At 73.9% G+C, this 18,018-nt stretch carries 16 protein-coding genes; 8 read left to right on the top strand and 8 right to left on the bottom strand.

Annotation, left to right across the window (positions count from 1 at the left end; all coding sequences use genetic code 11):
• Window positions 1-21: 21 nt before the first annotated feature.
• Genes BMW27_RS02565 through BMW27_RS02550 form a run of 4 tightly spaced genes read left to right on the top strand, consistent with a single transcriptional unit; the run spans window position 22 to window position 3,588 of the window.
• On the top strand, window positions 22-684 hold the full coding sequence (locus BMW27_RS02565; protein WP_091438552.1) for an RNA polymerase sigma factor: 663 nt from the start codon (window positions 22-24) through the stop codon (window positions 682-684).
• 31 nt (window positions 685-715) lie between these two features.
• Complete coding sequence (locus tag BMW27_RS02560) at window positions 716-2,338, top strand: phytoene desaturase family protein (protein ID WP_175486300.1); 1,623 nt, start codon at window positions 716-718, stop codon at window positions 2,336-2,338.
• Window positions 2,326-2,934, top strand: coding sequence for an ester cyclase (locus BMW27_RS02555; protein WP_091438546.1), 609 nt, complete (start codon window positions 2,326-2,328; stop codon window positions 2,932-2,934). The genes BMW27_RS02560 and BMW27_RS02555 overlap by 13 nt, the downstream gene beginning before the upstream one ends.
• 15 nt (window positions 2,935-2,949) lie before the next feature.
• The gene (locus BMW27_RS02550; protein ID WP_091438543.1) at window positions 2,950-3,588 is read left to right on the top strand and encodes a superoxide dismutase family protein; all 639 of its coding nucleotides are present in this window, start codon (window positions 2,950-2,952) and stop codon (window positions 3,586-3,588) included.
• Between the two features lie 529 nt (window positions 3,589-4,117).
• Here the strand turns inward: BMW27_RS02550 and BMW27_RS02545 are convergent.
• On the bottom strand, window positions 4,118-4,879 hold the full coding sequence (locus BMW27_RS02545; protein WP_139206812.1) for a hypothetical protein: 762 nt from the start codon (window positions 4,877-4,879) through the stop codon (window positions 4,118-4,120).
• Between BMW27_RS02545 and BMW27_RS02540 the strand changes: the two genes are divergently transcribed.
• From BMW27_RS02540 to phaZ, 4 genes are all read left to right on the top strand, one after another.
• Window positions 4,827-5,528 (top strand): ATP-binding cassette domain-containing protein, encoded by a 702-nt coding sequence (locus BMW27_RS02540; protein ID WP_217638037.1) that lies wholly within the window; start codon window positions 4,827-4,829, stop codon window positions 5,526-5,528. The two genes, BMW27_RS02545 and BMW27_RS02540, sit on opposite strands and share 53 nt — an antisense overlap.
• A 184-nt stretch (window positions 5,529-5,712) precedes the next feature.
• Window positions 5,713-7,407, top strand: coding sequence for a PHA/PHB synthase family protein (locus tag BMW27_RS02535; RefSeq protein WP_091438534.1), 1,695 nt, complete (start codon window positions 5,713-5,715; stop codon window positions 7,405-7,407).
• Window positions 7,408-7,436: 29 nt separating this feature from the next.
• On the top strand, window positions 7,437-8,627 hold the full coding sequence (locus tag BMW27_RS02530; RefSeq protein ID WP_245743263.1) for an acyl-CoA dehydrogenase family protein: 1,191 nt from the start codon (window positions 7,437-7,439) through the stop codon (window positions 8,625-8,627).
• A 5-nt stretch (window positions 8,628-8,632) separates the two neighbouring features.
• Entirely contained in the window at window positions 8,633-9,514 is an 882-nt protein-coding gene (gene phaZ / locus BMW27_RS02525; protein ID WP_091438528.1) for a poly(3-hydroxyalkanoate) depolymerase, read from the top strand.
• A 590-nt stretch (window positions 9,515-10,104) separates the two neighbouring features.
• On the opposite strand, the gene BMW27_RS02515 is transcribed toward phaZ, so the two are convergent.
• The 7 genes from BMW27_RS02515 to BMW27_RS02485 form a co-directional block, all read right to left on the bottom strand.
• The gene (locus BMW27_RS02515) at window positions 10,105-11,265 is read right to left on the bottom strand and encodes a hypothetical protein (protein WP_175486299.1); all 1,161 of its coding nucleotides are present in this window, start codon (window positions 11,263-11,265) and stop codon (window positions 10,105-10,107) included.
• 385 nt (window positions 11,266-11,650) lie between these two features.
• Window positions 11,651-12,889 (bottom strand): cytochrome P450 family protein, encoded by a 1,239-nt coding sequence (locus tag BMW27_RS02510; protein WP_175486298.1) that lies wholly within the window; start codon window positions 12,887-12,889, stop codon window positions 11,651-11,653.
• A 55-nt stretch (window positions 12,890-12,944) separates the two neighbouring features.
• Window positions 12,945-14,183, bottom strand: coding sequence for an FAD-dependent oxidoreductase (locus BMW27_RS02505; protein ID WP_091438519.1), 1,239 nt, complete (start codon window positions 14,181-14,183; stop codon window positions 12,945-12,947).
• A 287-nt stretch (window positions 14,184-14,470) separates the two neighbouring features.
• Entirely contained in the window at window positions 14,471-14,860 is a 390-nt protein-coding gene (locus tag BMW27_RS02500; RefSeq protein WP_091438515.1) for a universal stress protein, read from the bottom strand.
• A complete protein-coding gene (locus BMW27_RS02495) occupies window positions 14,857-16,371 on the bottom strand; it encodes a tripartite tricarboxylate transporter permease (RefSeq protein ID WP_091438511.1) in 1,515 nt (504 codons plus the stop codon). Before BMW27_RS02495 ends, BMW27_RS02500 begins: the two co-directional genes overlap by 4 nt.
• A gap of 8 nt (window positions 16,372-16,379) precedes the next feature.
• On the bottom strand, window positions 16,380-16,994 hold the full coding sequence (locus tag BMW27_RS02490) for a tripartite tricarboxylate transporter TctB family protein (RefSeq protein ID WP_091438508.1): 615 nt from the start codon (window positions 16,992-16,994) through the stop codon (window positions 16,380-16,382).
• Window positions 16,991-18,004 carry a tripartite tricarboxylate transporter substrate binding protein gene (locus BMW27_RS02485; protein WP_091438506.1) on the bottom strand — a complete coding sequence of 338 codons (1,014 nt, stop codon included), beginning with the start codon at window positions 18,002-18,004 and terminating at the stop codon, window positions 16,991-16,993. Before BMW27_RS02485 ends, BMW27_RS02490 begins: the two co-directional genes overlap by 4 nt.
• Window positions 18,005-18,018: the final 14 nt, after the last annotated feature.

Below are 18,018 nucleotides of genomic sequence, written 5' to 3'. Positions count from 1 at the left end.
CCCCGGGAGACGAGGTACGAGATGGCCACCAGCCCGCGCGCGACCACCCGCCGGCGTCCGGCCGCCTCCTCCGAGGCGACGGTCACCGCCCTGCGTCCCGCCCAGCCCGGCGACCGGGACGTCGCGGACCTGCTCCGGCGGGCCGCCGGCGGGGACCAGGCCGCGTGGCACGACGTGGTCGAGCGGTACAGCGCCCTGCTGTGGTCGGTCGTCCGCCGGTTCCGGCTGCCGCACGCCCAGGCCGCCGACGCCGTGCAGGCCACCTGGCTGCGGCTCCTGGAGAACGTCGACACCATCCGGGACCCCGAGCGGCTGGCAGGCTGGCTGCAGACCACCGTCCGCCGCGAGTGCCTGGAGACGATCCGACGCAGCGGCCGCGAGCGAGCCTCGGACCTGCACGCCCCGCAGGTCGGCGCCGAGCCGGTCTCGGACCGGGACGACGCCGACCCCGAGGCGGCCCTGCTCCGCCAGGAGCGGACCGACCTGGTCCGCGCCGCCGTCCGGGACCTGCCCGAGCACTCCCAGCGGCTGCTCGGCCTGCTCGTCGCCTCCCCGTCGCTGAGCTACGAGGAGATCGGTGCCCGGCTGGGCATGCCGGTCGGCAGCATCGGCCCCACCCGCGCCCGGGTGCTCGCTCGGCTGCGCGCCAGCCTCGCGGACGCCGGCCTCCGCGACGCCGCCTGACCCGCACCACCCCGACCCCGAGGAGGAGCCCGTGCCAGGACGACCGCCCGCCCACCACCGGCCGGCACCGGGGAGGCACCACGACGTCGTCGTCATCGGCGGCGGCGCCGGTGGGCTCACCGCGACGCTCACGCTCGCCCAGCAGGGCGCGCGGACGCTGCTGCTGGAGAAGAACCCGGTCGTGGGCGGATACGCCCACGGCGACGGGGAGCAGGGCTTCTCCTGGGACCACGGCGGCCACATCCTGCTCGCCTACCGGCTGGGGTCGCCGGCGCGGCAGGTGTTCGAGCGGCTCGGGATCGACCAGCGGGTCGAGATGGTCCCCGACCGGCAGACCTTCCAGTGCGTCTTCCCCGACGGGCGGACCGAGATCCCCGCCGACCTCACCATGGCCGCCGAGGGCCTGTCCCGCCGGCACCCGGCCGAGCGGGCCGGGATCGCTCGTCTGCTGCTGGACATGGAGCGGATGGTCACCGACCTGGCGACCGTGGTCCCCTCCTTCCGGATCGCCGACACCCCGGGGCAGCGCCGGCCGCTCGACCGGGTGCTCGAGCAGTTCCAGCGGCCGTGGCTCGGCGACGCCGTCGCGCCGCTGGCGGGCCGGCTGCACCTGCCCGGGCACACCCTGCTGAGATACCAGAACCGGACGCTGCAGCAGATGCTCGACGAGCACCTGCGCGACCCGGACCTCAAGGCGACCCTGTCCATGCTGTGCGTGGGGATCGGCACCGCACCCTCGGAGCTGTCCGCGGTCATCGCGGCGGTGTTCCTGGTGCACGCACTGCGCCCGATGTGGATGCCGGCCGGCGGCTTCGGCCAGTTGGCCGAGGTCCTCCGGGAGATGTTCCTGGACGCCGGCGGGACGGTCGTGACCGGCGCCGAGGTCCAGCAGGTGCTCGTGTCGCGCGGCCGGGCGCGGGGCGTGCTGACCGGCGACGGCCGGGGGTACACCGCGGACGCCGTGGTCTGCGCCTCCGACGCCCGTCGGCTCTACACCGAGCAGCTGCCGGCCCACGTGGTCCCGCGCGGGCTGCGCACCCGTGTGGAGACCATGCCCACCACACCGGCGTTCTTCCAGGTCCAGCTGGGGGTCGACCTCGACCTGTCCGCGCCGGAGCTGGACCTCAAGCGGCTGAACTTCGTCTACCCGTCCCGCGACGTCGACAAGTCGATGGCGAACTTCCCACTGGGCAACGTCGAGGAGGCGGCCTACTACCTCTACGTCGCAACGTTCCACCAGCCGGAGCTCGCCCCGCACGGCATGCACTCGGTCAAGCTGGAGTGCCCGACCCGGCTCGACAGCGCCGGCATCGACTGGGACCGCGACAAGGAGGCGGTCGCCGACGTCTTCGTGCGGCGCGCCGAGGAGCTGATCCCTGGCCTGCGCGAGCACGTCGTCGTGCGGCGCGTGTACACGCCGCAGGACATGGTCCGCCGTACCCGCAACGCCGACGGCGCCTTCGCCGGGTGGGCGTTCGTCCCCGAGACGCTCACCCGTGCCCGGCCGCAGCAGCGCTCCCCACTGCCGGGGCTCTACCTGGCGGGGCACTGGACGACGCCCAGCGCGGGCCTGCCCTGGGTGGTCCTGTCCGGGTACAACACCGCGGGCATGGTGCTCGCCGACGCCGGAGGGCACCCGCGATGGACGCACTGACGCTCACCCCGACCGAGCGGCGCAACCTCGACACCATGGCGGCGGTCGTGCCGCAGTGGAACCGCCACGACGTGGCCGGGATCCTGGCGCACTACGACGACCGGATCACCTGGCACGACGTGGCCCGTGGGCGCACCCTGCGGGGTAAACAGCAGGTGGGCGACTACCTCAGGGGCCTGTTCGCCGCCCTCCCGGACCTGCGGCTGGACCTCACCACGCGGCTCCCGCACGGGGACGACGTCGCCGAGGAGTACACGATCACCGGCACCCACCTCGGGTCGCTGTTCGGCATCCCACCGACGGGCCGGACGCTGCGGATCCGGGCGGTCAGCTTCGTCCGGATGCGGGACGGCCGGCTCGCCGAGGACACCTTCTACGTCGACCTCGCCGGGGTCCTCGGGCAGCTGGGGCTGTTCCCGCCGCTCGACCTCGCCGAGACCCGCTGGGGACGCGCCGGCCTGCGGGTCGCCGTCCTGCTGCGCTCCCCCCGGCGCGTCCTCGCGACACGCCGGGCCCGGCGCCGCGGCCGAGCAGGGAGGGCCTGGTCCGGGGGCTCCGCGCTGGGGGAGGCTGACGCGCCTCGACCGCCCGGTTGACACCAGGAGGACCCGATGTGCCGAACGGTCGTCCCCTCGCTCCTGTCCGCCTGCGCCCTCACCGTCGTCGTGGGGGGCTGTGCGGGCACCGACGAGGCGTCGTCCGCGTCCACCGCCGGGGGCACCACGGCCGCGGACGCCTCGGCCCCGGAGTCCGGGGCGGGGGAGCTCACGGCGCGGCTGGTCGACCCCGAGGGCGGCGAGGTGGGCGTCGCGACCCTCACCGAGGTCGAGGGGGGCACGCAGGTCGAGGTGCGGGTCACGGGGCTGTCCCCGGGCTTCCACGGGTTCCACGTGCACGCCGTCGGCCGCTGCGAACCGGACAGCCCCAGCCCCACCGATCCCGCCATGACGGGGGACTTCCTGTCCGCCGGCGGGCACCTCGGCGCCGGGGAGGCCGACCACGGGGAGCACGCCGGCGACCTGCCGCTGCTGTTCGTGACCGAAGCCGGCACCGGGGCGCTCACGGTCGTCACCGACACGCTGACCCTCGACCAGGTGACCGACGAGGACGGCAGCGCGGTCATGGTGCACGCCGACCGGGACAACTACGCGAACGTCCCGGAGCGCTACGCACCCGGTGGGCCGGACCAGATGACGCGCAACACCGGCGATGCCGGAGGGCGGATCGCCTGCGGGCCGGTCGAGGGCTGACCCGCCCGCCGCTCCCACCTCTTCGACCCGCTGCCCCCGGCAGCGGGGCCCCGCCCGACCCTGGGAGCGGTCCCGACAGCGGCGTGAGGCCCGGCCGTGGGACGCGGCCGGCGCCGGCACGCGGGGTGGCCCCTACTCCTGATCCGGGAGAACGGCCACGGTGAAGACGGGGGTCACCTCGATGGTGGGCCGGCCCGGCGCTCGGAATGCCTTCTCTCACAGCAGGCGACCGGGGGCGGGAGCTCAGACCACTCCTCCCCACTCGCGGAGCAGTGCCGGGAGGCGGTGACGAGATGCCCACGCAGATCGACGTGACGGCCGGCGGCTACAGGTCGCCCTGACCCGCCACGCATCGAGCCTCAACCGGGTGTCGATCCCGGTCGAGGGCCATCCGACCCGAGCGGGCGGATGGTCCTCGGTGTGTGACCGGCACGTGTACGCCGCTCGAGCGGACGACCGGTCGCGTGACGCCACGGCGAGCCGGTGGGTGCAGCGGCCCCGATCGCGTTGACGCCGCCGCCGGTACGCGCTAGCCGTGTCCCCCATCTCGTTCGCCCAGGCGCTCGGGATCGCGGCGGCCCGGGCCAGCGCGTGGGGCAAGCGCCGCGTCGTGGCGCGGGCGGCGCAGCTGGACCCGGACACCGTCTTCCGGGCCGGGCCCGGGTGGGTCCTCGGCCGGACCTTCGACGTCGACGCCGCCGCCCCCGACCTCAGCGGCGGTGGTGCGGTCGCCCTGACCGGGGCCGCCGAGGTACTGGTCGTGGCGGCGCTGTGCCTGGCCGTCCCCGAGGGGACGGTCGTCCTCGCCGGTCTGCTCGGCCACCTCGCTGTCGCGGGCGCGGCGGGGTGCGCGTCGGTGAGGCGCAGGCGGAGCTGGGAGGAGGCGCGCGGGGCCATCAGCACCCTGATGACGGAGGAGCTGCTGGCGCACCCCTCCAGGCTCGTCCAGGGCCGGCCTGCAGGGGACGTCGAGTGCATGCGACGCGCACTGGAGGAGGTCGAACGGGCCGGGCGTCGCTGCGACCGGATCGCCGGCTGGCTGGTGGGCGCCATCGCCCCGGCTTGGCTGCTCTTCGCGCTCCTGCTGCTCGCGCTCAGCGGGGCCGGCTCGATCCCCGCCCCCGGCGCGGCCGCGGCCGTCCTCGGCGCCGTCCTGCTCGCCGCCGGCATGGAGTCGCTCGCCGTGGCCGTCGTCGACCTCTCCGACGGCGGTCTGGCCATGACGCAGGTCCGCCGAGCTGCTGAGCGCCGTCCCCACCTGGCGCGCCGGGCCGGCGCTGCCGGCGTCCACCGGGCCCCGCGTACCCGAGGTCCCCGGCGACGGCAGCGGCGCCCTCCTCGCCGGGACGCCGGCCGGGCCGTCCACCCCGCCGGTCGTCGAGGCGCGGGGCCGGAGGGTCTGCTGTCCTGGGTGGGACCGTCCCGGCCTGGACGGCTTCGACATAACCGTCCGCTGCGGCGACCGGATCCTGCTGACCGGTCCGTCCGGACTCGGCAAGAGCACCGCCGTCGCCGTGCTCGCCGGCCACCTCCCCGTCTACGTCGGCCACCTGTCCCGGGCCGGCCGCGTCGTGGCCGTCCCCCAGAACCACCTCAACCACCTGTTCGCCGGCACCCTCGCGTTCGACCCGCCACCTGGCCGCGCGTGGCCGCCGACGCAGGGGGACCTCGACGAGGCCGAGCGACTCTGCCGCGTGCTGCTTCTGGGACCCGTGCTGGACCGCATGCCGGGCAGGCTCAACCAGCTGGTGGGGGGGACCGGCAGGCAGCTCTCCGACGGTGAACTGGCCCGCGTCTACGCCGCTCGCGCCCTCCTGCAAGACCCCGACGTCGTCCTGCTCGACGAGACGCTCTCTGCCCTCGACCCGCTCACGGTCCGTGCCTGCCGCGACGCCGTCGCCCTGCACGCGCGCGCCGTGGTCCTCACCCACCACCCCTGAGAGCGGGGCGCGGCTGCACCGCCGGGGTGACACCGGTCGCCGGGCACCCCCCTCGGGTCATGGGACCCGCCCCCGGATGTGCAGTGTCGGCGTCTCCGGGCATGATGCTCGGGAAGCGTTCCGTGACCCAACGCACCAGGGTCGGAGGTCCCCAGGAGGGGATCGCCGTCTCGGAGGAGACGACATGGCATCGGTCGACGACTCGCGCGAGGTGGCCGGTGCGGCCGGGCCTCTCGACCTGCTGCTCACCCAGGCGGCCCAGGGGACGGTCCGCCGGCTGTCCCCGGGTAAGCCGGGGCTCAAGTTCCTGGGCGGGCTGGCCCGCCGCCCAGACCGGGTGGCCGCGCGGGCCCGGTCGCTGGCCGGCCAGCTGGCGCAGATCGCCGTGGGCACCAGCGACGTGGCGCCCTCCAAGCGGGACCGGCGCTTCGCCGACCCGGCGTGGACGGAGAACCCGCTGCTGCGGCGGCTGGTCCAGGCATACCTCGCCACGGGGGAGACCGCGCTGGGCCTGCTGCACGACGTGCCGCTGGAGTGGAAGGACGCCGAGCGGGTGCGCTTCGCCGGCACCAACCTGGTCGACGCGCTCGCGCCGAGCAACAACCCGCTGATCAGCCCGGTGGCGTGGAAGGCCCTCATCGACACCGCGGGGGCCAACCTCGTGCGGGGGCCGCGGAACCTGGTGCGCGACCTGGCCAGCCCGCCCCGGGTGCCGACGATGGTCGACCCGGACGCCTACGAGGTGGGCCGGGACCTCGCGGTCACCCCGGGCTCGGTGGTGCTGCGCACGCCGGTCTTCGAGCTGATCCAGTACCGGCCGACGACGGAGACCGTCCGCACGGTGCCGGTGCTCGTCGTGCCGCCGACGATCAACAAGTTCTACGTGCTCGACCTCGCGCCCGGGCGCAGCCTGGTCGAGCACCTCGTCGGCCAGGGCCAGCAGGTCTTCATGGTGTCCTGGCGCAACCCCGACGCCCGGCACCGCGAATGGGGCTTCGACACGTACGCCACGGCCATCCTCGACGCGCTCGACGCGGTCGAGGAGATCAGCGGCGAGGACGCCACCCACCTGATGGGCACCTGCTCGGGCGGCATCCTGGCCAGCATGACCGCCGCCGTCCTGGCCGCGAAGGGGCGGCAGGACCGGCTGGCCAGCCTGAGCCTGCTGGTCACCGTGCTGGACCAGACGCGCGCCGGCCTGCTCGGCGCGACGATGGACCCGGACACCGCCGCGCAGTCCGTCGCGGCCTCCCGGCGCGCCGGCTACCTCGACGGCCGCAGGCTCGCCGAGGTGTTCGCCTGGCTGCGGCCCAACGACCTGATCTGGAACTACTGGGTCAACAACTACCTGCAGGGCAAGCGGCCGCCGAAGTTCGACATCCTGTCCTGGAACTCCGACACCACCCGGATGACCGCCCAGCTGCACGCCGACTTCGTCGACATGGCCCTGGGCAACAAGCTGACCCGGCCCGGCAGCGTGACCCTGCTCGGCACCGAGGTGGACCTCAGCCAGGTCACCGTCGACTCCTACGTGCTGGCCGGGTCCGCCGACCACATCTGCCCGTGGCAGTCGTGCTACCGCAGCAGCCAGCTGCTCGGCGGCAAGATGCGCTTCGTGCTCTCCACCAACGGGCACATCGCGGCGCTGGTCAACCCGCCGGGCAACCCCAAGTCCAGCTACCGGGTCACCGACGACAACTCCGCCCCGGTCGAGGAGTGGACCGACACCGCCCGCACCGAGAAGGGCTCCTGGTGGCCGGACTACAGCGCCTGGCTGGGGGAGCGCTCCGGGCCGGACAAGCCCACGCCCGACGAGCTCGGCAGCGCCCGGTTCCGCGTCCGCGAGGACGCCCCCGGCAGCTACGTGCGGGACAAGTGACCGCCGGCACCCGACCGGAGAGGACCGACGTGACGCTCGCAGAGGACATCGGCAAGGCGCTGTCCACCGACTACTTCCAGCTGCGCGAGGAGTTCTCGCCCGAGCAGATGGACCACCTGCTGCGCACCCGCGCCTTCGTCGAGGACGAGGTGCTGCCGGTGATCAACGGCTACTGGGAGCGCGCGGAGTTCCCCCGGGAGCTGGCCGAGAAGCTGGGCGCGGCGGGCCTGGTCGGCGACGGCATCGAGGGCTACGGCTGCCCGCCGATGGACGCGCTGTCCGCCGGCCTGGTGCACATGGAGCTCAACCGCGGGGACGGCAGCCTGGGCACCTTCCTCGGCGTCCAGGCCGGCCTGGCGATGAAGTCGATCGCCATGCTCGGCTCGGAGGAGCAGAAGCAGCGCTGGCTGCCGCCGATGGCCCGCTGCGAGGCGCTCGGGGCCTTCGCGCTCACCGAGCCCGACCACGGCTCGGACTCCATCGCCCTGGAGACCTCGGCCCGCCGGGACGGCGAGTCCTACGTGCTCAACGGGTCCAAGAAGTGGATCGGCAACGGCACCATCGCCGACGTCGTCGTGGTCTGGGCCCGCGACACCGACGACGGGCAGGTCAAGGGCTTCCTCGTGGAGAAGGGGGCACAGGGCTACCGGGCACGCCGGATCGAGGGCAAGGGCTCGCTGCGCGCGGTGTGGCAGGCCGAGATCGAGCTGGAGGACGTGCGGGTCCCGGCGGAGAACGTGCTCCCCGGGGGCCGGTCGTTCAAGGACACCGGCGCGGTGCTGGCCACCACCCGCGGCTCCTGCGCCTGGATGGCGCTGGGCCACGCCGTCGCCGGGTACGAGGCGGCGCTGACCTACGCCGGGCGACGCAAGCAGTTCGGCAAGCCGCTGGTGGAGTTCCAGCTGATCCAGGAGCGGCTGGTCGGGATGCTGGCCAAGGTCACCTCGATGCAGCTGTACTGCCGGCGGCTGGCCGACCTGGCACTGGCGGGACGGGTCGAGCCGACGCTGGCCGGCCTGGCCAAGGCGCACAACACCAGCACTGCCCGCGCGGTGCTGGCCGAGGCGCGCGACCTGCTCGGCGGCAACGGGATCCTGCTGGACTTCCACGTCATCCGGCACATGGCCGACATCGAGTCGATCCACACCTTCGAGGGCACCGAGACCATCCAGACCCTCATCGTCGGCCGGGACATCACCGGCGCCTCGGCGTTCGCGTGAGGGGGGTGCCGCGGGCCGAGGTGCGGACCGTCGAGGTGGGGGAGGTCCGGCTGCGGACGTCGGTCCGCGGTTCGGGCCGACCGCTGCTGCTGGTCACCGGCCTGGGCGCCAGCCTGGAGCTGGCCGAGCCGTTCGAGCGCGAGCTGGCCGCCCGCGGCCGGCAGGTGATCAGCTTCGACGCGCCGGGCATCGGCGGCTCGACGCCCTACCGGAGTCCGCGGCGGATGCCGGGCCTGGTGCGCACGGTCACCGGGATGCTGGACGCGCTCGGGTACGACGAGGTCGACGTCTTCGGCGTCTCCCTCGGCGGTGTGGTGGCCCAGCAGCTGGCCCGCCAGGCCCAGCACCGGGTGCGCGGCCTGGTGCTCGCGGCCACCGCTCCCGGACTGGGCGGCATGCCGGGGGCGCCGTCGGCCCTGCTGGCGCTCACCACACCGCGCCGCTACCGCGACCCCGAGCACTACCTGCAGGTCGCCGGGCGCATCTACGGCGGCATGGCCCGCACCGACCCGCACCGGCTGCTGCACACGGTCATCGGCCGGGTGCGGCCCCCGTCGCTGGCCGGGTACGCCGGCCAGCTCTACGCGATCACCGGGTGGACGAGCCTGCCCTGGCTGCACACCCTGCGGCAGCCCACGCTGGTCATCGCCGGGGACGACGACCCGATCATCCCGCTCATCAACGGGCGGATCCTCGCCTGGCGCATCCCGAACGCGTCGCTGCACGTCGTCCAAGGCGGAGGACACCTGTTCATCCTGGAACGCCCGGCCGACATGGCCGAGCTGGTGACCTCGTTCCTCGACGGGGAGCCTGCTCCGGTCACGGTCGGAGCCGGCGCGACCACGTGGACGGACCACCCGCTCGGTGGGAACCCAGCGCCTCGTTGACCGCCGCCTCGTTGACCGCCACCGCAGGACCCAGCATGGCGCCCCGCTGCGCGCGCTCGGGCTGCGTGAGTGGCACGTGCAGCGCGGTGCAGGCGACCAGCCGGCCGTCGCGCAGGGCGGCGCCGGTGGGCACCGTGCGACCCCGGACCGCGGGCGCGGCCGCGTCCTCACGGACCCGTGCGGCGTCCCGGTGCTCCGCCTCGACCAGCACGTCCCTGCTCGACGCGTCGTGACGTCGACCAACGCTCCCGCGGCGACGTGCGAGGGCGGGGGACCCGACACCCTGGCGTTGGCCCGGCGTGGTCACGACGCGGACGCACGTCCTCGAGCGACCGCTCCGCAGGGGCCCCGCCGCGTCGAGGTGAGGGCAGCGAGGGCGAGGAGCCAGCTCGCCGCTTCGAGATCCGCAGCTCCGGATCCCCGCCGTCGTGGTCGGTGCTCGGGACGATGGCCGTTGCACCGAGCGGTGCGGCCCCGGTGCGCTCGTGCGGACCGGCGGCGATCGCGGCGGAGTTGCCGAGCGGGCGACAGGACTTCGAGGCCGACAGCCGCGGCCGCCGGGACGCCAGGATCCCGGTGAGCACGTTGCGTCAGTCCGGCGAGCCGGCCGTGGAGGTGCGCGACTCGGGCGCGGCTCCGCCGAGTCGTTCCCGCACCGGAGCCGCTCGGTCCGGAGCGGTGTCCTCGGGCACGTTCACCGCAACCCGGTCCAGCACGACATTGGCCTGCTGATCCACGAACCTGGTGAAGATCTGCTGGGCGTAACCGAACAGCACGGCCCAGGCGAGGATCTGCGGAGGCGAGTCCAGAGCGCTGAGACCGGGGACGAACCCTCCCCGCATCAGCAGGAGACCCAGGACAGCCGTGAGCGCTCCGAGTGGCAGCTTGAGGATCGCGAGCGAGATGGGGATCCCGATGGGGGTGTGGGTCCCGTGGATGTTCCGCAGCGCCACGGCCGCCGAGATGGCGGCCGCCGTGAGGCCGAGTGCCTCGACTGTGAACAGGTCCCAACGCCCAGCCGTCCGGTCCATGACCTCGTCTATGGTGTCCGGCGGCGTGACCATCTCCTGTCCCGTCGGGCACACCACCATGAGCCCCTCGGCGGTCTCGGGCGCGAAGCACAGGGAGATGGTGTCGGGGCTCACGAAGCCGAACACGGCCGTCAATGCCGCCAGCAGGATCAGGATGGCCGATGTGAGGATGAGCGTGTTGAGGAAGCTCTTGGCCAGCATCAACTCGCGAGCACCTGCAGAACTCGCAGCCCGCACCGCGCTGACGATGACCCCCCGCTCCTCCTCGGAGAACTGACGTGGCTCGGCAGGAGCGTTTCCGTTGAGGTGCCGCCGATGACCTCGAGCGGCTGACAGCTCCTCCAACTGCAACCGGCGCGGGTCATGAGGAGCCAGGTGGCGACGCACGTGAGCGAGGAAGCTCGACATCTGACCGCGCAGGTAGGAATCGGGTGCGAAACGCAGGAGGCACGCCTCAGCCGCGTCCAGGTTCGTGGCGGCGCCCTGCAGACTGCTCCCCGTGATCGCTCGCCAGGGATTCCTGTCATTGGCGCGGTCGATGGCGATCTCTACATGGGAACGGACGGCTTCCGACAGACCCTCCGAGTCGGCTCGACGTGGATGCCGTGCCATCCACCGGTTCAACCCTTCGAGTTCCTTCGCCCGGGTCACCACACCCTCACGCCAGGGTCGGTTGACTGCGCGCAGGCGACTGTCGGACGTCAGGTGCTCGCCGCCCACACGCGCGGTCTGCGGTCCGGTCTCGGGTGCGACCCGCGACCCTGGACCCGCGGGTCCACCAGAGTGAGGAGTCATGCCGCTCCAGTCGGAGACATCGGTAGCAGAGGCAATCCGCAGACGTGGACTCGCGCAGGCCTGACTCCACGGGACTGAGGGGTCCAAGATGCTCGTCTGACGTCACCGATGCGTCACCGGTGGGCCATGCACCGACATCGGTCGAACCACCTCGAGTGGTGCCGGCACGCGCACCACGAGTGCCTCCGTTCCCCGGGGCAGGGGTGCCCACGCCGTGACGGCTGGGCGAGGTCGTCCCTCGGTGGCTCCAGGGGAGCCCGCACGGGACCAGCGCGCTCCTCTGTGGCCGTCGGGTGGCAGCGGTCGCAGCTCAGCGCAGCCGCACCGGCAGCCGGGTCAGACCGCGCATCAGGATGCTCTGCCGCCAGGTCAGCTCGCCGGGGTCGACGGCGAGGGTCAGGTCGGGGAACCGGGCGAGCAGCGTCCGGAACGCAACTTCGCCCTCGAGGCGGGCCAGCGGGGCACCGAGGCAGTGGTGGATGCCGTGCCCGAAGGCCAGGTGGGAGGCCTCGCGGTGCAGGTCCAGCTCGTCGGGCGCGGTGTAGTGGTCCGGGTCGCGGTTGGCCGACGCCAGGGACACCAGCACGACCTCGCCGGCCGGGATGGTCGTCCCGCCCACCTCGACCGGCTCGGTGGTGTGCCGGAACGTGGCCAGGTTGACCGGCCCGTCCAGGCGCAGGAACTCCTCCACCGCGCCGGGGACCAGGGCGGGGTCGGCGCGCAGCTCCGCGAGCCGGTCGGGACGGCGCAGCAGCGCCAGGACGCCGTTGCCGATGAGGTTGACCGTCGTCTCGTGCCCGGCGACCAGCAGCAGGAAGGCCATCGACACGGTCTCCTCGAACGAGAGCCGGTCGGCGTCCTCGGCGGCTGCCACGATCGCCGACAGCATGTCGTCCGCCGGTCGCGCCCGCTTCTCCGCCACCAGGGCGGTCAGGTACTCCGCCATGGCCATGCCGGCGGCGGTGCGCGCGTCGACCGCACCGTCGGAGGCCAGCAGCGTGTTGGACCAGCGGCGGAACGACGTCCGCTCGCCCTCGGGCACGCCGAGCAGCTCGCAGATCACCCCCATGGGCAGGGGGAAGGCGAAGGTGTCGAGCAGGTCGACCTCCGCCGGCCCGGCGGCCATCCGGTCGGCCAGCCGGCCGGCGATCGCCTCCACCTGCGGGCGCATGGCGGTGATCGCCCGCACCGTGAACGCCCGGCTGACCAGCTTGCGCAGCCGGGTGTGGTCGGGCGGGTCGGTGCTGAGCATGTGCCGGTTGAGCTCCTGGGCGAACACCGCCCGGCCCTCCGGGGGCACCGGCTGACGTTCCAGCGCGCGGGCGAACCCGTCGGAGTCCTTGGACAGCCGCGGGTCGGTGAGGGCGTGCCGGACGTCGTCGTAGCGGGTGACCAGCCACACCGGGAGGCCGACCGGGGTCACCGCCCGCGCGACCGGCTCCTCGACGCGCAGCCGTGCGTAGAGGGCGTGCGGATCGGCGAAGAAGGCCGCGTCGAGCGGCACCACCCGGTCGGCGGTCAGGGTCCCGTCGGTGCGCCCGTCGTCCATCGCCCGAGGCTGCCGGGCGTGCGCGGCGGGCACCAGGTGCGGAGGTCCCGGGTGCTCAGGCGGACGCGGGGGCGCGGCGGGCGAAGGCCGGTGCGTGCTCCGGGCGCAGCCCCACCCCGATCAGGTACGCCGGGACGACGGACAGCTGCGGAAACCGGTGCACCAGCGCGAGCACCGGCTTCGGCGGACCGGCCCGCCGTCCCTCGACCAGCGGGCCCACGAAGCCGCGGTGCAGCGCCCGCTGGAGGGTCTGCACGAGCACCGTGGGCAGCAGCCGCCGGGCGCGCACGGCCGCCAGGTCCGAGGGGCCCACGGTGCCGTTCCGCAACGGCTCGGCCAGCAGGGTCGCGGCGGCCACGGCGTCCTGGACGGCGAGGTTGATGCCCACCCCGCCGACCGGCGACATCGCGTGCGCGGCGTCGCCGATGCACAGCAGCCCGTCGACGTGCCAGCGCAGGAGCCGGTCGACCCGCACGTCGAGGTGCTTGACGTCGTCCATCGACGCCAGCGCGTCCACCCGGTCCCGGAACTCGGGGATGAGCTCGGCGACGTCCGCGCGGAACGCCTCGATGCCGCGGGCCCGCAGCTGCGCGTCGGTGCCCTTGCGGCCGATGTAGGCGACCTGCAGGAACGTCTCGCGCGGGATGACCACGGCGAAGCGGCCGGGGGCCGCGTGCGGGGCCAGGGCGGAGGGGCGGTCGTCCGGCCTGCGGGGGACCCGGAACCACCAGGCATCGATGGGGACGGCGAACTCCCTGGGGCGCAGCCCCGCCTGCCGCCGCGCGAGGGAGTGCCGACCGTCGCAGGCGACGGTGAGGTCGGCCCGGATCTCGCCGGTGGTGCCGTCCGCGGTGCGGTATCGCACGCCGGAGACCCGGTCGTCCTCGCGGATCAGGTCGGTCATCTCCGTCTGCATCCGCAGCGTGAAGGTCGGTTCCCGGCGTCCGGCGTCGGCCAGCAGGTCCAGCAGGTCCCACTGCGGCGTCATCGCGATGTAGGGGTAGCGGACGTGCAGCCGGCGGAAGTCCCCGAGGGTCACGGTGTTCCCGTCGGCCATGGGGATGACGACCTCTTCGAGCTTCGTGTGCGGCAGCCGGGCGAAGTCGTCGGCGAGGCCGAGCTCGTCGAGCAGCTGCAGGGTCGAGGGGTGCACGGTGTCGCCGCGGAAGTCGCGGAGGAAGTCCGCGTGCTTCTCCAGCACCGTCACCTCGACACCCGCGCGGGCCAGCAGCAGGCCCAGGACCATCCCGGCCGGGCCGCCCCCGACCACCAGGCACGTCGTGCGCTCACCCATCGCCGGCCTCCCTCGGGGTGTCCGGTGCCGCACGGGTGCGGTCCGGCACCGCCGATCCTCCCGCGCCCACGGTGCCCCGCACCACGGTCCGGTGCGCGCCGCGTCGCCCAGCCGCCGGCGCGTCGGTCAGCACCCGCGGTCGTCCGCCGCACCGGGGAGCAGACCCGTGCCGGGCCGACGGCGACGGAGCGCGCGGTTTTGGCGGGCGGCGGTCCGCCCGGGTGCGGGACCTCCGGGAGCGGCGGGGCCGCCGCCGGACCAGGCGGCGGGAGGCGCGGGCGCGACCGTCAGGGCTTGACGGCGAGCACGGGGCGGTCGGCGTCGAGCAGGATCCGCTGCGCCGTGCTGCCCATGATCAGCTTGCCGACCGGCGAGCGCCGGCGCAGGCCGATCACGATCACCGAGGCGTCGACCGCGTCGGCGACGCGCACCACCTCGTCGGCGAGATCGCCGGTGTGCGCGTCCTGGCGCACCTCGAGGTCCACCCCGGCGGCCCGGGCCCGGGCGGCGAGGTCGCGGACGCCGTCCTCGTCCGCGAGCGCCGCGCTGACCGGGGCCCCCTCGCGCGGGGTGTTCAGGAGGACCAGCCGGGCGTTGCGCCGGCCGGCCTCCTCGACGGCCGCGGTGAAGGCGGCGTCCCCCTCGGGGGTGGGGACGTAGGCGACGAGGACGGTCACACGAGCTCCTTGGTGTCGCGACGGGCGTCGGCCCGTCGGCGGGGGAGGGCGGCCCGGATCAGCGGGAGCAGCACCACGACGAGGAACAGGACGAGCAGCGTCCCGGAGATGGGACGGGTGAGGAAGCCGGTCGGGTCGCCGTCGAACAGCAGCAGCGAGCGGCGCAGCGAGTCCTCGAGCAGCGAGCCGAGGACGAAGGCGAGCACCAGCGGGCCGGGGTCGAAGCCCAGCTTCTTCATCAGGTAGCCCAGCGCCCCGAAGGCGACGACCAGCCCGATGTCGAAGACGTCGTAGTTGACCGTGTACACCCCGATCAGCGTGATGAGCACGGTGATCGGCGCGAGGATCGTGGCCCGCACCCGCAGGATCTTCACGAACAGCCCGACCAGCGGGATGCTCATGATCAGCAACAGGATGTTGCCGATGTACATGGAGTTGACCACGCCCCAGAACAGCTCGGGCTCCTGGTCGACCAGCTGCGGGCCGGGGCTCACGCCCTGGATGAGCAGCGCGCCGTAGATGACCGCCATCGTGGCGTTGGCGGGGATGCCCAGGGTGAGCAGCGGGATGAACGACGAGGTCGCGGCCGCGTTGTTGGCCGACTCCGGCGCGGCGACGCCCTCGACGGCACCCCGGCCGAAGCGCTCCGGCGTCTTGGACCGGCGCTTCTCCATGGCGTAGGCGGCCAGCGAGGCCAGCGTGGCGCCGCCGCCGGGCAGGATGCCGAGGAAGAAGCCGAGGACCGAGCCGCGGCCGATGGCTCCCGAGGACTGGCGCAGGTCCTTGCGGGAGGGCCAGACGTTGGCCACCGTCGCCGGCGCGTGCACGGCCCGGTGGCGTTCCTCGAGGTTGTAGAGGATCTCGCCGAGGCCGAAGAGGCCCATCGCGATCGGCACGAAGTCCAGGCCGTCGGCGAGGGAGAGGTTGTCGAAGGTGAACCGCTCGGCGCCGGTGAAGCCGTCGCGGCCGACCGTGGCCAGCAGCAGGCCGAGGCAGGCGGCGATCACGGCCTTGAGCCGGTCCCCGCTGCTGACCGTGGCGACCAGCAGGATGCCGAGCAGGGCCAGGGCCGTGTACTCCGGCGGGCCGAAGTCCAGGGCGAAGCCGGCCACCAGCGGGGCGACGAAGGAGAGCGCGACGATCGAGACGGTGCCGCCCAGGAACGAGCCGACCGCGGCGATGCCCAGCGCGGTCCCGGCGCGGCCCTGCCGGGCCAGCGCGAAGCCGTCGAACACGGTGACGACCGAGGACGCCTCGCCGGGCAGCCGCAGCAGCACCGAGGTGATCGTGCCGCCGTACTGGGCGCCGTAGAAGATGCCGGCGAGCATGATGACCGCGGTCACCGGCTCGATGCCGATGGTGATCGGCAGCAGGATGGCGATGGTCGCCGCCGGGCCGAGGCCGGGCAGCACGCCGACGAGCATGCCGACGACGACGCCGATCAGGCAGTAGAGCAGGTTGGTGGGCTGCAGCACGACGCCGAAGCCGTCGAGCACCGGGGCGAGGTCCACGGCGTCTCCTAGAACAGGTGCGGGATGGGCACCGAGAGGGCGCCCACGAAGATGAGGTAGAAGGCGACCACCAGGGCCACGCTCGTGACGATCGACGTCCGCCAGCCCTCGGAACCGAGGAAGCGGAGCCAGACGAAGGCGAGCAGGGCCGCGGGGATCTCGAAGCCGATGACCGGGATGACCGCGACGAAGACGACCATGGTCGCCAGGCCCACGAGCACCAGCCAGCTGGTCCGGCCGAAGCGCTCGGCGTCCGTCGTGCGTCGGGCCGTGACCACGAGGCCCAGCCCGAGGACGACGATCACGACGCTGACCATGAGCGGCCAGGTGCCCGCCTCCGGGCTGCGGGCGCTGCCGGCGTCGAAGGCCAGCGAGCCGACGACCGCGGCCACCCCGAGGACGACGACGGCGGCGGCGACGACCAGGTTGCCCAGCAGCCCGGCGGCCGGCGGGCGGCCCTCGTGCTCCTCGGCCTCGACCTGGTGGATGGCCTCCTCGAGGTCGAACTCCTCGGGGGTGCTCACCTCCGGCGGCGTCCCCGGGCCGGCCTGGGGGGTGGCCCCGGCGGCCGGGTGGCCGCCGGGGCGTCCCGGGACGTGCGTCCCGCCTGCGGGAGAGGTCACGAGTCCCCGCCGAGGTCGATCGAGTACTGCTCGACGACGCCGCGGTACCGCTCCAGGTTCGACGTCCACGTCTCGCGGACCTCCTCGCCGTCGACCTCGTTCGGCGTCAGCTGGTTGTCCTCGTTGAACTGCTGGTAGGCCTCGGAGCCGAACGCAGTCTGGAACGACGCCTGCAGGGTCTCGAGGACGTCCTCCGGGGTGCCCTTCGGGGCGAAGACCGCGCGGGACTGCTGGACCGGCGCGTCGTAGCCCGCCTCGACGGCGGTCGGGGTGTCGGGCAGGTAGCTGACCCGCTCCTCGGCGAAGGTCACGATCGGGGTCAGCTCGCCGGCCTCGATCTGCTCGATGGCCTCGCCCAGCTGGATGGAGCCGACGTCGACCTGACCGCCCAGCACGGCGGTGAGGGTCGGGGAGCCGCCGTCGAAGGGGACGGCGGTCGCCTCGATGCCGGCCTGGTTGAAGAGCAGCTCCTGGGAGAGCTGGCTGCCGGTGCCGACGCCCGTCGTCCCGAAGGTGATCGGACGCCCGGCGTTGGCCAGGTCCTCGACCGTCCTGAAGCCGGAGGACGGCGCGGTCACCAGCACGTAGTCGTCCTGGCTGAGGCCGGTGACGATCTCGTAGTCCGCGATGTCGGGCGCCTCGCCCTCGGCGACGGCCAGCGGCGTGATGTAGGCCAGGCTGCCGTTGTAGACCATCAGGGTGTGCCCGTCGGGCTCCGCGCCGGCCAGCTCCTGGGCGGCGAGCGCGCCGTTGGCACCGGGCCGGTTCTCCACGGTGACCGGGACGCCGAGGTCGTCGGAGACCTCGTCGGCCAGCGCACGGGCGATCAGGTCGGTGCTGCCGCCCGGGTCCTGGCCGACGAGCACGGTGATCGGGTCGCCGCCCGGGAACTCCTCGCCCTCGGCGGACCCGCCACCGCCGACGTTGCCGCCGCAGGCGGCCAGCGAGAGGGCCAGGGCGAAGCCGGTGCTGGCCGTCGCCCAGCGGCGTGCGCGGTTGTTCGTCGTCATGAGAGTTCTCCTCG

The sequence above is a fragment of the Geodermatophilus poikilotrophus genome (genome assembly GCF_900111455.1).
Classification (GTDB): domain Bacteria; phylum Actinomycetota; class Actinomycetes; order Mycobacteriales; family Geodermatophilaceae; genus Geodermatophilus; species Geodermatophilus poikilotrophus.
This window is presented reverse-complemented; position numbering and strand designations above follow the sequence as displayed.

Excerpts from the sequence above, each read along its gene's own strand:
- BMW27_RS02565 (WP_091438552.1), top strand. The coding sequence starts at position 22 with ATGGCCACCAGCCCGCGCGCGACCACCCGCCGGCGTCCGGCCGCCTCC.
- BMW27_RS02555 (WP_091438546.1), top strand. The coding sequence starts at position 2,326 with ATGGACGCACTGACGCTCACCCCGACCGAGCGGCGCAACCTCGACACC.
- BMW27_RS02550 (WP_091438543.1), top strand. The coding sequence starts at position 2,950 with ATGTGCCGAACGGTCGTCCCCTCGCTCCTGTCCGCCTGCGCCCTCACC.
- BMW27_RS02535 (WP_091438534.1), top strand. The coding sequence starts at position 5,713 with ATGGCATCGGTCGACGACTCGCGCGAGGTGGCCGGTGCGGCCGGGCCT.
- BMW27_RS02510 (WP_175486298.1), bottom strand. The coding sequence starts at position 12,889 with ATGGACGACGGGCGCACCGACGGGACCCTGACCGCCGACCGGGTGGTG.
- BMW27_RS02505 (WP_091438519.1), bottom strand. The coding sequence starts at position 14,183 with ATGGGTGAGCGCACGACGTGCCTGGTGGTCGGGGGCGGCCCGGCCGGG.
- BMW27_RS02485 (WP_091438506.1), bottom strand. The coding sequence starts at position 18,004 with ATGACGACGAACAACCGCGCACGCCGCTGGGCGACGGCCAGCACCGGC.